The organism is Saccharospirillum sp., from assembly GCF_039982735.1.
GTDB lineage: Bacteria > Pseudomonadota > Gammaproteobacteria > Pseudomonadales > Natronospirillaceae > Saccharospirillum.
This window is the reverse complement of sequence record NZ_JBDWXV010000023.1, coordinates 78,493-91,892: the sequence shown is the minus strand read 5'-3', so window position 1 is coordinate 91,892 and position 13,400 is coordinate 78,493. Positions and strand designations below refer to the sequence as shown.

At 54.3% G+C, this 13,400-nt stretch carries 11 protein-coding genes; 5 read left to right on the top strand and 6 right to left on the bottom strand.

The genetic code is table 11. The features are described from left to right. Nucleotides 1-13: 13 nt before the first annotated feature. From dnaN to gyrB, 3 genes are read left to right on the top strand one after another with little or no spacing between them, the layout of a single operon-like run. Nucleotides 14-1,120 (top strand): DNA polymerase III subunit beta, encoded by a 1,107-nt coding sequence (gene dnaN / locus ABJT94_RS19355; protein ID WP_348475023.1) that lies wholly within the window; start codon nucleotides 14-16, stop codon nucleotides 1,118-1,120. Nucleotides 1,121-1,145: 25 nt separating this feature from the next. Continuing rightward, nucleotides 1,146-2,246, top strand: coding sequence for a DNA replication/repair protein RecF (recF, locus tag ABJT94_RS19350; protein ID WP_348474949.1), 1,101 nt, complete (start codon nucleotides 1,146-1,148; stop codon nucleotides 2,244-2,246). Continuing rightward, the gene (gene gyrB, locus ABJT94_RS19345; RefSeq protein ID WP_348474948.1) at nucleotides 2,239-4,650 is read left to right on the top strand and encodes a DNA topoisomerase (ATP-hydrolyzing) subunit B; all 2,412 of its coding nucleotides are present in this window, start codon (nucleotides 2,239-2,241) and stop codon (nucleotides 4,648-4,650) included. Before recF ends, gyrB begins: the two co-directional genes overlap by 8 nt. A 373-nt stretch (nucleotides 4,651-5,023) precedes the next feature. On the opposite strand, the gene ABJT94_RS19340 is transcribed toward gyrB, so the two are convergent. After that, on the bottom strand, nucleotides 5,024-5,371 hold the full coding sequence (locus ABJT94_RS19340) for an MGMT family protein (RefSeq protein ID WP_348474367.1): 348 nt from the start codon (nucleotides 5,369-5,371) through the stop codon (nucleotides 5,024-5,026). 175 nt (nucleotides 5,372-5,546) lie between these two features. After that, a complete protein-coding gene (locus tag ABJT94_RS19335; protein ID WP_348474366.1) occupies nucleotides 5,547-6,041 on the bottom strand; it encodes a peroxiredoxin in 495 nt (164 codons plus the stop codon). Between the two features lie 162 nt (nucleotides 6,042-6,203). On the opposite strand from ABJT94_RS19335, the gene ABJT94_RS19330 reads away from it, so the two are divergent. Further along, nucleotides 6,204-6,734, top strand: coding sequence for a GNAT family N-acetyltransferase (locus ABJT94_RS19330; RefSeq protein WP_348474365.1), 531 nt, complete (start codon nucleotides 6,204-6,206; stop codon nucleotides 6,732-6,734). Nucleotides 6,735-7,015: 281 nt separating this feature from the next. Further along, nucleotides 7,016-9,301, top strand: a complete 2,286-nt coding sequence (locus ABJT94_RS19325) for a 7TM diverse intracellular signaling domain-containing protein (RefSeq protein ID WP_348474364.1) — start codon at nucleotides 7,016-7,018, stop codon at nucleotides 9,299-9,301. Between the two features lie 33 nt (nucleotides 9,302-9,334). Here ABJT94_RS19325 and ABJT94_RS19320 read toward each other — a convergent pair whose 3' ends face one another. From ABJT94_RS19320 to ABJT94_RS19305, 4 genes are all read right to left on the bottom strand, one after another. Further along, nucleotides 9,335-10,771, bottom strand: coding sequence for a diguanylate cyclase (locus ABJT94_RS19320; RefSeq protein ID WP_348474363.1), 1,437 nt, complete (start codon nucleotides 10,769-10,771; stop codon nucleotides 9,335-9,337). Nucleotides 10,772-10,868: 97 nt separating this feature from the next. Next, a complete protein-coding gene (locus ABJT94_RS19315; RefSeq protein WP_348474362.1) occupies nucleotides 10,869-11,684 on the bottom strand; it encodes an endonuclease/exonuclease/phosphatase family protein in 816 nt (271 codons plus the stop codon). A gap of 121 nt (nucleotides 11,685-11,805) precedes the next feature. Next, nucleotides 11,806-12,438 carry a thiol:disulfide interchange protein DsbA/DsbL gene (locus tag ABJT94_RS19310; RefSeq protein WP_348474361.1) on the bottom strand — a complete coding sequence of 211 codons (633 nt, stop codon included), beginning with the start codon at nucleotides 12,436-12,438 and terminating at the stop codon, nucleotides 11,806-11,808. Nucleotides 12,439-12,599: 161 nt separating this feature from the next. Continuing rightward, nucleotides 12,600-13,232, bottom strand: coding sequence for a c-type cytochrome (locus tag ABJT94_RS19305; protein ID WP_348474360.1), 633 nt, complete (start codon nucleotides 13,230-13,232; stop codon nucleotides 12,600-12,602). Nucleotides 13,233-13,400 lie beyond the last annotated feature (168 nt).

The following is a 13,400-nucleotide window of genomic DNA, read 5'->3' as shown; positions in this document are numbered from 1 at the left end:
AAACGGACTCATGATTCAATTCTCATTGCCACGAGACACCCTGTTAAAGCCGCTGCAACTGGTGGGGGGTGTTGTTGAAAAACGTCAGACATTGCCGGTACTGTCTAACGTGCTACTGGAGATCGAAGGCAACCAGCTGTCACTCACCGGCACTGACCTCGAAGTCGAGATTCAGGGCCGGGTTGAACTGTCGGAGCCCTCGACCGAGGGTGCTGTCACGGTCCCAGCGCGCAAGCTGCTCGATATCGTCAAGTCACTGCCGGACGACAGTCTGATCAGCCTGGTTCAGAACGATGACCGGGTGGTGGTCACCAGCGGTCGCAGCCGCTTCACGCTGTCCACCTTGCCGGCATCGGACTTCCCGAATGTCGAGGAAGATGAAAACACCCTGAATTTCAATATGCCGCAGAAAACGTTGAAAAAGCTCGTAGATGCCACTTCCTTTGCCATGGCGCAACAGGATGTGCGTTATTATTTGAATGGCATGTTGCTTGAATTGTCGCAGAACAGGGTTCGTACGGTAGCGACTGACGGCCATCGTCTGGCTATGAGCAGCCAGGGTGTCGAGGCGTTGGGTGTTGAGGAACGGCGTCAGGTTATTGTGCCGCGCAAGGGCATCCTTGAATTGAATCGGCTGATGAATGACTCGGATGACTCGGTTGAGATTTCACTGGGCACCAACCATCTGCGTGCCAAAACGGCGGCCTTTACCTTCAGTTCCAAGCTGGTAGACGGCAAGTTTCCGGATTATGAGCGGGTAGTGCCGCGCGGTGGCGACAAAGAAGTGGTCGGCGACCGGCAATCGTTGCGTTCCATTTTCGGTCGTGCAGCCATTCTCTCCAACGAAAAGTACCGTGGCGTCCGTCTCCTGCTCAGTGAGAATAATCTCCAGGTCAGGGCCAATAACCCGGAGCAGGAAGAAGCCGAGGTAAATCAGGAAATTGATTACCAGGGCCCGGAACTCGAAGTTGGCTTCAATGTAACCTACTTGCTCGACGTCATGAACGTAACCCAGGGCGAGCAGGTCAAACTCGTGCTCTCAGACGCCAACAGCAGCGCCCTGCTGAGCGATTTCGACGATGACTCGTCGGTTTATGTTGTGATGCCGATGCGTCTGTAACCGGGCACAGGGTCGTAAGCCCCGCATGTCCATTCGACGTCTGACCATTCAGGGTGTCCGCAACCTCGCGGAGACCCGTTTTGACCCCGGCCCGGGTGTTAATGTGCTGGCCGGGGACAACGGCGCCGGCAAGTCGTCGGTGCTCGAAGCCATTCACCTGCTGGCACTGGCTCGCTCCTTTAAAGTCTCCCGTACCCGGACCCTGATTCGCCAGGGCGTCGACGACGCGACAGTGTTCGCGGAGTTCGCCAACAAGACCCGGGTTGGCGTGCAACGCTCGCGCAATGGGCACCACAGCATTCGCATCAACGGTGAGTCGGTAACCGCAGTGTCTGAACTGGCGCAACGGCTTCCCTTGCAACTGATTCACAGCGACAGTTTCCTGTTACTGGAAGGCTCGCCAGGCCATCGCCGGCAGTTTCTGGACTGGGGTGTGTTCCATCAGGAAGACGCCTTCCACAGTCAGTGGCAAAACGCGCAAAAAAGCCTTAAAAACCGCAACTCCCTGCTTCGATCTGGTAGAATAGAGCGTTCTCAGCTGGCCGTTTGGCAGCGTGAATTTATCACCGCTGCCGAGCAGCTGGATGAATTGAGAAAGCAGTATCTGGAGGGCTTCGTGCCCCGGTTTCACCAGGTGCTGGCTGCCCTGATCGATCTGCCCGATGTTCGGATTCATTATTACCGGGGCTGGGACAAAGCGCGGCCACTGGCTGATGTGCTCGAGCAGCAATGGGAGCGTGATCTTAAGCTGGGGTACACCCAGAGTGGCCCACAACGCGCCGATATGCGCATCAAGGTGGGTAACCAGGCCGCCAGCGATGTGCTGTCGCGAGGCCAGCAAAAGCTGGTGGTGTGCGCACTCAAGGTTGCTCAGAGCCTGCATTTGCAAGACGTTCACCACCGCCCAACGACTTTTCTGGTAGATGATCTGCCAGCGGAGTTGGATCGGCACCATATTCAGAAGTTAGGCGCCCTGATGGAAGGACTGACCGGTCAGGTCTTTATGACCAGTGTCGACCCGTCACTCCTCAAGGATTTTTGGCAAGCGCCGGATCGGGTCCGAGTGTTCCATGTGGAACAGGGCCAGGTACGTCCGGCGAACGATTTGGAGCTACCAGATGAGTAACAGTTACGATTCCTCCAGTATTAAAGTACTTAAGGGACTGGATGCTGTGCGCAAGCGTCCCGGCATGTACATTGGGGATACGGACGATGGCACCGGTTTGCACCACATGGTGTTTGAGGTGGTGGATAACTCCATCGACGAAGCCCTGGCAGGGCACTGCAAAGACATCAAGGTAGTCATTCACCCGGATGAATCAGTCACCGTCAGCGACGATGGCCGGGGCATCCCGACCGACATGCACGAAGAAGGGCAGTCGGCTGCGGAAGTGATCATGACGGTTCTCCACGCCGGTGGTAAGTTCGACGACAACAGCTACAAGGTCTCGGGCGGTTTGCACGGTGTGGGCGTCTCAGTCGTAAACGCCTTGTCTTCTGAAGTGATTCTTACCATTCGCCGTGATGGCAAGGTGCACGAGCAGCGCTATGTGCATGGGGTACCGCAAGAACCGCTCAGAGTAGTAGGCGAGGCTGATTACACCGGGACGACCATTCACTTTAAACCGTCAGCCGAGACGTTTACGTCCATTGAGTATTCTTTTGATATTCTGGCCAAGCGTTTGCGTGAGCTGAGTTTTCTGAACTCCGGAGTTGCGATACATCTGAAAGACGAGCGCAGCGGCAAAGAAGAGTATTTCAAGTATGAAGGCGGCTTGAAGGCGTTCGTTGACTACCTGAACAAGAACAAGCAGACCCTGAACCAGGTGTTTCATTTCTCGTTTCAGCGGGAAGAAGACGGCATCGGCGTGGAAGTGGCCATGCAGTGGAACGACACCTATCAGGAAAACATTCTGTGCTACACCAATAACATTCCCCAGCGAGATGGTGGTAGTCACCTGGCTGGTTTCCGTGCTGCCCTGACGCGCACGCTGAATACCTATATTCAGAATGAAAATCTGCAAAAGAAACACAAGGTGCAGACCACCGGTGATGATGCACGTGAAGGTCTGACGGCCATCATCTCGGTTAAGGTGCCCGATCCGAAGTTCAGCTCCCAGACTAAAGACAAACTGGTTTCCAGCGAAGTTAAACCGGCGGTTGAACAGGAAATGGGCAAGCAATTCGGTGATTTCCTGCTGGAAAACCCGAACGAAGCCAAAATTCTGGTCGGTAAGATGATTGACGCGGCCCGGGCCCGTGAAGCAGCCCGCAAGGCCCGCGACATGACCCGGCGCAAGGGCGCACTGGATATCGCAGGCTTACCCGGGAAACTGGCAGACTGTCAGGAGAAAGATCCGGCGCTGTCTGAACTTTACCTGGTGGAGGGTGATTCAGCCGGTGGCTCTGCCAAGCAGGGGCGCGACCGTCGTACCCAGGCCATTCTGCCGTTAAAAGGCAAAATTCTTAACGTCGAGAAGGCCCGCTTCGATAAGATGCTGCAGTCAGCTGAGGTCGGTACGCTGATCACGGCGCTGGGCTGTGGTATTGGCCGCGAAGAGTTCAATCTGGCCAAGCTGCGCTATCACCAGATCATTATCATGACGGATGCCGACGTCGACGGTTCGCACATTCGTACCTTGTTGTTGACCTTCTTTTTCCGGCAAATGCCGGAGCTGATAGAGAATGGCCACATCTATATTGCCCAGCCGCCCCTGTTCAAGCTCAAGAAGGGTAAGCAGGAACAGTACATCAAGGATGAAAAGACCCTGGAGCAGTACCTGATCTCCCAGGCGCTTGATGGCACGGAGTTGTTTGTGAATGATACAGCCCCGCCGATCCGCGATGCCCAGCTGGAGAATCTGGTTAACCAGTATAAAGACGTAATGAGCCGGATTGACCGCATGAGCCGGGTTTATCCGAAAGCGGTGCTGCAAGAATTGATCTACATGCCGGATCTGACACCGGAGATGTTGTCGAGCCAGGAAGAAGTCGCCGATTGGGTGGATCACCTGAGCGATCGTCTACTGGATACCAACGCCGGCAGCACAACCTATCAGATGTCGATCACAGAAGATAAGGAACGTCACATCTTTGTGCCCAAGGTGCAGGCGATTGCTCATGGCCTGGGAACGGACTACCAGTTCTCTCATACCTTCTTTGAAAGCAAGGAGTACCAGGCCATTGTCGCGTTGCGCAATCAGCTGGATGGCCTGATTGAAGAGGGCGCCTACCTTAAACGAGGCGAGAAGTCCCAACCCATAGCTGAGTTCGAGGAAGTCATCGAATGGATGATGGGTGAGGCCAAGCGCGGCTATAACATTCAACGTTATAAAGGGCTGGGGGAAATGAATCCGGACCAACTGTGGGAAACCACAATGGATCCGGAACAGCGCCGCATGCTGCAAGTGACGATCGAAGACGCCATCGGGGCCGACCAGATCTTCAGCACTCTGATGGGTGATGATGTAGAGCCACGTCGTGCCTTTATCGAGACAAATGCACTGCTGGTGAGCAATCTGGACTACTAGGAGGTTTCTTTTACTATGCTGCCTCTAGTTCGTACTGGCAGCCGGTAGGTCTATCCGGGGTCGGCGTGTATCCATCCCTGGAGCCTAGACCGCAACATCCCTGTTGCGGACTACCCCGGATAGACCTACCGGCCGCCAGCACTTACCTGGGTATCACGGTTAGACTTAAAGACTAGTAATTCGATATTCGACTAAAGGGCCTACTAAGGCCCTTTTTTTAGATTGATATAAAGTTTTTTAACCCATAGAAGTGGTGGTGCCCGCGCCTGGTGCGCACCTAGCTAGTTAGTGCTAGACAATAAAAGGTATTGTTGTCTCGCTCATTGGCTAGCTATTAAGTTCCACGTGGAACATGGTTCAAATTAAGTGATCTTTAATCAGGGTCATCCTGGTGGGTGCTCAAACAATCAGGCCAGTAACGGTCCTTTGGAAAGCGTCCCCGATTGTCTGCCAATAACCCCTCGACCTTTAGCAGGTCATATTGCGTAATTGATCCAGGATGCTCAGTAATCTTCCTTTGGCTATTGATGATCCTGAACCATGGCAGGCCGGATTCTCTCGGCAGTGTTCTAAGCCAAGCTTGTATTTGCCGAACATGAACGCCGCACAGGCTTGCCAGGCGGCCATAGCTGGTGAAATAGCCGGGAGGAATGGCACTCAGGGTCTGGTAGAACGCGGCTTTGGGCGATGTGTGGACGTCATCCTGATGGTTACCTGACATGCCTTCCTACCTGAAACAGAATTGAATAGTCAGTTTAGCCGCTACGGTGAGTTCAGTGAATGGGTGACATCAAGGTTGGAGGGAAAGAGAAGAGGGGATTAAAAGAATTGATTTATTGTGAATGTAAGGGTTTGTTCCACGTGGAACACACCCTTACGAACGACATCTATAGTTATCAGCTCTGGAGTTTGTCCAAGGCGCTAATGACGTGCTCTGAAGAACTGACTTCGAACTGGCCCGGCTCTTCCACTGCTATCCATTCTACGATGCCGTTCTTAGCAATCAGTGCGAAACGGCGCGAGCGAACGCCCATGCCGCGGCCGGTAGCATCCATTTCCAGCCCCAGGGCTTCTGCAAAGTCGGCGTTGCCGTCGGCAATCATATCCAGAGCGTCTGCATTCTGTTGCTTGCCCCAGGCCGCCATAACGAAGGCATCGTTGACGCTGAGACAAACGATTCGGTCGACGCCTTTTGCTTTGAGGGTGTCGGCATTTACCACGAAGCCGGGCAGGTGGGATTGGCTGCAGGTGGGGGTGAAGGCGCCGGGGACCGCAAACAGCACGACCGTCTGGTCGGCAAACAGGTCGTCGGATGACACACTGACGGGGCCGCCTTCGCCCATGCGGTGCAGCAGGACATTGGGCAGGGTTTCTCCAACTTGAATGGTCATAATCTCAGGCTTCTCCGTGGGTTCCAGTTTGTTCAGTTATGATGTTTGATGGCCATGATATACGAAACCGGGCTGACGATGGACTTGATGCGGCTTTATTGAGACATTTACTGGGACGGTGTCGTAAATCGACCAATCACAGACTCTAGGAGCTAACTGGCCATGGTGTCCAAAGGTATTGATGCAACCAGCGCAGGAAAATATACGCTGGCGAGGATTCAGCCCGCTGATAACGCCGCCATGGCGATTGTGATCCGTCAGGGGTTGACTGAATTCGGCGCTAACCGGCCTGGTTTTGCCTGGCAGGACCCGGAGCTCGACGAACTGAGTCGCGCCTACAGCGGCGACACCACGGCTTATTGGGTCATCAGAAGCCGGGAAGGGGTTGTGGGTGGTTGTGGCATAGGCCGTCTGCAAGGAGTGGCGCAATGTTGCGAATTGCAAAAAATGTACGTTCTTGCCGAACACCGTGGTGCCAGACTGGGCGCACGACTGATGGAAGTGGCCCTGGACTTTGCTGCGCGTCATTATCAATGGTGCTATCTTGAAACCCTGAACGGGATGGCTCAGGCAGCGGCGCTGTATCGAAAATCCGGTTTTATTCGTCTGCCTCAACCCATTGGCCAAACCGGTCACAATGCGTGCGATCACTGGTATATTAAGGAGCTCAACAATAATAAGATAAGTGGATAACCTTGGGGCTGTGGTCCATGCGCATCGTTCTGGAAAACGGACAGTGAAGTGACCCGGCTTTTCAAATGGATTACCTCCCGGGTGAGTTGAACGTCTCCCTCGCAGACCAACGTGCGACTGCCTGCCAAAGCCCGGAGCTGACAAATGGATGTTGAGCTGTGCTGTTAAGAATATGCCGGAGTGCGTTACTGAGCCGAATACAACGCATCGCCGGAATCAGGCACTTGTCAGGGCTATTCAGCCTGTCTCCGCTACTGATTGTGTTGCTTGGATGTCTGACAATGCCTGCATTGCGGGCTGAGCCCATAGCACCGCTTATCGAACTGACGCAAACGGATGTCGAGAATCTGGGTCCTCAGGTCTTGCTTCTGGTGGATGACAGCGGGCAATTATCGCCGTTTGATATTCTGCAACCGGAGTACACCGGCAAGTGGACCGAGCACACAGCACAAAGCATCAGCCGCGGCTACGATGATACCCCTTTCTGGATACAGTTCAGACTGGATGCGGCCCAGTCAATTCACAAAGAATGGCACCTGGTTTTGTCCAATGCCCTGCTGGACTACGTGGATGTGTATCAGGTGTTTGGTAACAGCGGGCCCCGACTGATTTACCGCTCCGGTTTGCAACGTCCGAGCCAAAGCCGAATTGAAGATCACCGTTTCTTCATTATTCCCGTTGAGGTCTATGGGCCCACCACCTATCTGATGCGCATTGAAACGTCACCTTCGGCCCTGGTACCGCTGCATGCCTATCCCAGTGATGACTTCTGGTCCCCCTTGCTCAAAGCTGACATCGGCAACTGGCTGTTTTACGGGGTGTTGCTGGCGATGGTTCTGTACAACGGGTTTCTGTACACCACGGTGCGCGATGTCAGCTACCTGTTCTATGTGCTGTTTATTTCCGGTTTCGGGGTGCTGCAGCTGTCACTGGATGGGTATATGGCGCAGTATCTCTGGCCACCGGACCTGATCTATCACTATGAGTACAATTTCTGGATAACCCTGGCGACGATTATCTTTGCCAGTTTCTTCGTTATCCACTTTCTGAATCTACGGAACACCTCTCGTGCCCACCTGTGGGCGCTCTATGGCATGATAGCCTGGCAGTGTGTGGCCGCAGTTCTGCTGGTTACGATCGATCTCGACTGGTTTGCCCGACTGTATGCGCCGACGATCATCGTATTTATGCTTTTGGCGGTGTCGGCCGGTATACGGGCTTGGCGTGTAGGCTTTATAGCCGCCAAGTTTTTTGTACTGGCCTGGGTGTTGTTCGCGGCGGGTAATTCGGTCTTTCTGCTGGGGCGCTTACTGGGTATTGAAGTGCCACTGCCGCCCAACCTGGCGTCAAAGCTGGGGTCTTTTGCTGAGGCCATGTTACTGAGCTTTGCCCTGGCTTACCGGATTCGCTTGCTGAGAGATGAACAGGATCGCCAGCGCATGCGAGTGGAAGCCCAGAGCCAGTTCCTGGCGCAGATCAGTCACGAAATTCGAACGCCGCTAAACGGTGTGCTGGGAATGACGGAAGTGTTGTCCCGAACCCGTTTAGATGAGGAACAGCGTGGTTATGTAGATACCATTCAGGGCTCGGGCAGTTCTCTGCTGGCACTGATCAACGACATTCTGGATTACTCCAAGATCGAAGCGGGGAAAATGGCGTTTCGCCGTGAACCGGTTGATGTACACCGACTGGTGCAACAGCAGGTGAAACTGTTCTTGTCCCAGGCAGAGCATAAGTCATTGGTGCTGACCGGAGACATAGACCCAACAGTGCCGGCCTGGGTAATGTTGGATGCGCAGCATGTGCGTCAGGTACTCTCTAACCTGGTTAGCAATGCCATTAAGTACACAGACCTGGGCTCGGTCAGGCTAACGCTCAGTGTCGACCCCAAGGCACCCCGGCTGCTGGAGTTCAGAGTTGACGACACGGGCATTGGTATTTCCGAGGTCGACCAGATAAACCTGTTCAATCTGTACTCCGATGTTGATCCGGGGCGCCAGCGTAAAGCCGGTGGAACGGGGTTGGGTCTGGCGATCAGTCGTGAGCTGGTGGCGTTAATGGGAGGCACATTAACGGTCAGCAGTGTGCCAAATCAAGGTTCCTGCTTTACCGTGAAGTTGCCGTTTCTGCAGGCTCGTCAGCGTCGCGAAGAAACCAGCCTGGCGGATGAACTGCCCCAGAAAGGTCTGCGCGTGTTGGTGGCGGAAGACAATATGGTCAATCAGCGGGTAATTGAGGGGCTACTGGAGAAACTGGGTCATCAGGTTGTGCTGGCCAGTCACGGTGGAGAAGCACTAGAGGCCCGCCAGTCTGAGGATTTTGAGTGTGATGTCCTGCTCATGGATTGCGAAATGCCTCATATGGATGGCTATGCCTCAACAGAGGCTATCCGGTCCTACGAGAAAAGCCATAATTTGCTCCGACTACCTATAGTAGCGCTGACTGCTCACGCTCTGGAAGATGTTCGGCGTCGCTGCATCGAGTCGGGTATGGATGACTTTCTGACCAAACCCATCAATACCCGCCACCTGGAACGGATACTGGCTCAGTACGTGCGCGAACGGTGAACGCGAGTGAACGGGTTCGGGTTGTCTCTATTCTCAACCATCAGCCGGTGTCGTTCTGTTTCGGCCCGCGTCTTTGCTGGCGTACAGCGCTTCATCGGCACGATGAAGCCATTGATCGGCTGACTCACCGTTACGGTAGGCGGATACTCCGGCAGAAAAGGTTATCTGAACCGGTTTACCCTGAAAATTAAACGGACACTGGCTGATATGCAGTCGCATTTTTTCCACAGCCTGCATGCCCGCATCGATGGGAGTCTGGGGCAGCAACAACACGAATTCTTCACCGCCAAACCGCGCCAGGTAGTCCGACTGCCGCAACTGGCTGCGCATCTCCTTGGCCAGGACTTTGAGCACTTTGTCGCCCGCCAGATGACCGTACTGATCATTGATGGTTTTGAACAGATCAATGTCGATCAGGGCGACACAGCAGGGTTGCTGGTAACGCTCGCTGCGGGCAATTTCCTCGGCGAGCCGGGCATCAAAGCCTTGCCGGTTGGGTAATTGAGTCAGCGGATCGCGCAGTGACAATTCGCGTTCCTGATTCACCTGTTCGATCAGCTTTTGGTTATCGGCCTGCAATGACGTCAGTTGCTCGGTCAGTTCTGCCTGGCGCTGGTGCATGGCTGACAGGCTGGTTTTTACCTGGTCCTGAAACTCGCCTAAAACGCCCAGTAAATCATCCATGGAGTGCGTCATGGCCAGCCGCAAAGCGTGCATATCGGTGGCTGTTTCCAGTTCGGAACGGACGCGCTCCAGTTGGTGGTCGACGTTGGCGTTCAGATTCTCGTTGAGGATCTGCAGATCGGAGACCGCTGACTGGTCTTCACCAATAAGTCGGTTGATGGCAACCAACTTGGCATTTAGTTCATTGAGGTAATACTCGAACTTTCCCTTTTCCTGGTTAAGTCGAGTCTGGATCAACATAATGGTCTCGGCCGCCAGCACATCCAGCGTCGACCAGTCCGGTATTGGTTCCAGTCGGGCGGCCAATGCACGCAAAGCACCGTCTTCATCGCCCAAAATGGCCAGTGTGCGCAACAGGGTGATAAAGCGTGAGCAGAGTTTTTGTCGCAGCCGAATCAGGGTGCTGTTGTCGGCGTCCGGGTCCGCGGGCACAGAGACCAGAGGGTGTATTTGATGTGCCAGTGACAAGGCATCCTGGACGTAGGGGCTGCGTTCGTTGAGATGGCGTATCAGGGAATCTGGTACGCGTTCGTCGTCAGTATCGACTAACAGCTGATAGAGCGAATAGAGCTGGCTGACCCCTTCTTCGGTACGGCTCTCGATCAGGTCAAAGCGTTTATCGGTGGCTTCCAGGGCTTTGCCAAAAGCGTCGACATCCAGGTCGTTGCGTTGGCGCAAAGCCAGTTTAAGCTGGTCCAGCGTTTCATCGAGCTCGCGGTCAATGCCCCGAACCATGAAGGATAAGTCCAAAACGCCGCGCCGCAACAAGTCCTGTATTTCGCTCATTCGTCCCACATACCCATGCCGATGCCTTGCTGAAAATTACCCAAGCTGATGCGAGTATAGCAGCGCTTTGGCGCTGCGCCGATCTGCCACGCCGCTTTTATCGAGCCAGTTCCGGTAATTCTATTTCAAGTGCAACCGGCAGATGATCGGACAGCGGGAAGTCCAGCACACCCATACGCACAATGCGCAGATGACGACTGACCAGAATATGGTCGAGACAGCGATGGGGCTGCCAACTGGGAAACGTAGCCCGGGCATGGGCCGACTTGAGGCCGCATTCGCGCAGGGGAGAGTCGTTAAGCAGTCGCAGGCTGTGGGTGTTCATATCACCCATGACAATCACATGATGGTATTGCTGAATCAGATTGCGAATAAAGCGCAGTTGCTGGTCCTGAGCTTTTTTGCTCAAGGCCAGGTGCAGCATCACAATAACAACCGGGTGTTCGTCGCCAAGCTGAACCACGATGGCACCCCGACCAGGCAAACCGGGCAGCGCGTGGGTGTCGATTCGGTGTGGTTCAAAGCGGGAAATTAACCCATTGCTATGTTGGGCAAAGCGCCCCAGATTCCGGTTTAATTGTTGGTGCCAGTAAGGCTGACCGGATTTCCTGGCCAGGTATTCCACCTGGTTAACAAAGCCGGTGCGAAAACTGCCGCCATCGACTTCCTGCAAGGAGACCACATCAAAGTGGCGTATCAGATCACTGATCCGGTCCAGATTGTGCTGGCGTGACCGGCTGGGCCAGACGTGCTGCCAGGATTTCAAAAAATAATCGGGAAAGTGTCGGGTGTTGATGCCGACCTGAATGTTGAAACTCAGTAGCGTCAGATGGTCGGGGTCGGCCTTGCGATAGAACTCCTTGGGGTCACTCAGGTGAACCGGGAATTCGTAATCAAGGTGGCTCGATCTCATTGACGGGCTCCTGTAGATGGTGACCCGACGGAAGACAAAGAAAAACAGAAGGGCCGGCTGGCTACTCAGTGTAGCGCAACCGGTAAGACGATGTTATCGGGCCGTTGGTTCCGGTGACCCTTTACAGCTGGTCTTCGTTGCGAATCAGCCATTCAGCGACGGTGAACATCCGCTCGTTGCCTCCGGCCATTTGTCCGGAGATCAGGTATTTGCCGTTAACAACCAGGCTGGGTGTGCCCTGAATCTGGCTCATCCGGGTAATTTTCTGTGCCAGGGAAATGCGGGTGTTGACGGCAAAGGAATTGGCCATGTCCATATATTCACTTTCACTGATGTCGAAGCGTTCAAAAATTTCAGCGAAGTCTTCATCGGATGACAGGCGGTTACGGTTAATATGGATTTCGTTGTAAATCGACGGGTGGCTTTGTGCAATCACGTCCAGAAACTGACCGGCATAATAGGCTTTGGCTTCTGGAATCTGGCGGTCATTGAACAGCACTGGCACCGGGGTAAAGCGAATGTCATCGGGCTTGCCCTGTTTCCAGGACGTTACAAAGGGTTCCAGGTTAAAACAGTGAATGCAGCTGTAGCTGAAGATCTCCATGATCTCACCCGCTTCTTCACCCCGGTAGCTGGTCGGCAGTTTTTCCGGCAATACCTGATAATGGGTACCCGCCTGAAATTCTTCTGCAGTAGCGGAACCGGCAGCCAGCACCATCAGTGCCAGCGCGGACAACATCACACGTTTAAACATAGGTTGGATCTCCACAAGAGGACCAGAGTAGGGGAATGGCCGACACTTTGCCTGAAAGCCACCCACAAAAAAAGCGAAGGCCTTGAACCGGTCCTTCGCTTTTCATTGTCTTTACCTCGGGTTAACCGGGCCTGAACGGCTGGTTTAAACCGGGTTTTGGATCAGTGCAAACCGTTGATATAACTGGCCAGCGCTTCGATTTCGAAATCTTTCAGGCGGAAAGCGGTAGACCGCATAACCCGGGATTCGCCATCGTTGGTACGGACTTCGTTGCTGGGTTCAGTGGCGCGATAGCCACGCTGAAACTTGTACAGCTGGCTTTCGATATAGGCGGCGTGCTGGCCAGACAACATCGGGTATCCGGCAGGGGCGTTACCCGCACCGGTGGGAGAGTGACAGCCTGCACAGGAGGGCACGCCGGTTTCCGGGTTGCCACCGCGATACAGCTGTTCACCCAGAGCGACCAGATCCGGATTGGCATTGCCGACGGTCTTATTCTGGCTAGCGTAGTAAGCGGCGATGTCGGCCAACTGGTCTTCATCGAACCCATCGAGCTGTCCGGACATTTGCGTGATCACACGATCGCCATTCTGGACGTCGATCAACTGCTTGAGCAGATAGGCTTCACCCTGGCCTGCCAGTTTTGGAAAGGAGGCGGCAGCGCTGTTGCCGTCGGCTCCGTGGCAAGCGGCACAGGATTCTGTGTATTGTTCGCCGTCTTCAGCATTGCCCTCGGCCATTGCAAAGCCTGAAATGCCGGCCAGCATGGCAAGGCCTACGATCAGTTTTTTCATGTCGCGTCCCGCACGTCAAAGGTGGAAAAGGTCGGTCATCAGAACGGATGTGCACGGATCCGGATTCTGACCACACCGGTAATATGACCGGGCATTATATAGACCCGGGAGGGTGTTGAGAAGAAACCCCGCGCCCTGAGTGGGTATTAATTGAACATGGAGCGATCA

Bases quoted from the DNA above. Each gene is read 5' to 3' on its own strand.
- recF (WP_348474949.1), top strand. From the start codon at position 1,146: ATGTCCATTCGACGTCTGACCATTCAGGGTGTCCGCAACCTCGCGGAG.
- gyrB (WP_348474948.1), top strand. From the start codon at position 2,239: ATGAGTAACAGTTACGATTCCTCCAGTATTAAAGTACTTAAGGGACTG.
- ABJT94_RS19340 (WP_348474367.1), bottom strand. From the start codon at position 5,371: ATGTCAGGTAACCATCAGGATGACGTCCACACATCGCCCAAAGCCGCG.
- ABJT94_RS19335 (WP_348474366.1), bottom strand. From the start codon at position 6,041: ATGACCATTCAAGTTGGAGAAACCCTGCCCAATGTCCTGCTGCACCGC.
- ABJT94_RS19330 (WP_348474365.1), top strand. From the start codon at position 6,204: ATGGTGTCCAAAGGTATTGATGCAACCAGCGCAGGAAAATATACGCTG.
- ABJT94_RS19325 (WP_348474364.1), top strand. From the start codon at position 7,016: ATGCCTGCATTGCGGGCTGAGCCCATAGCACCGCTTATCGAACTGACG.
- ABJT94_RS19320 (WP_348474363.1), bottom strand. From the start codon at position 10,771: ATGAGCGAAATACAGGACTTGTTGCGGCGCGGCGTTTTGGACTTATCC.
- ABJT94_RS19315 (WP_348474362.1), bottom strand. From the start codon at position 11,684: ATGAGATCGAGCCACCTTGATTACGAATTCCCGGTTCACCTGAGTGAC.
- ABJT94_RS19310 (WP_348474361.1), bottom strand. From the start codon at position 12,438: ATGTTTAAACGTGTGATGTTGTCCGCGCTGGCACTGATGGTGCTGGCT.
- ABJT94_RS19305 (WP_348474360.1), bottom strand. From the start codon at position 13,232: ATGAAAAAACTGATCGTAGGCCTTGCCATGCTGGCCGGCATTTCAGGC.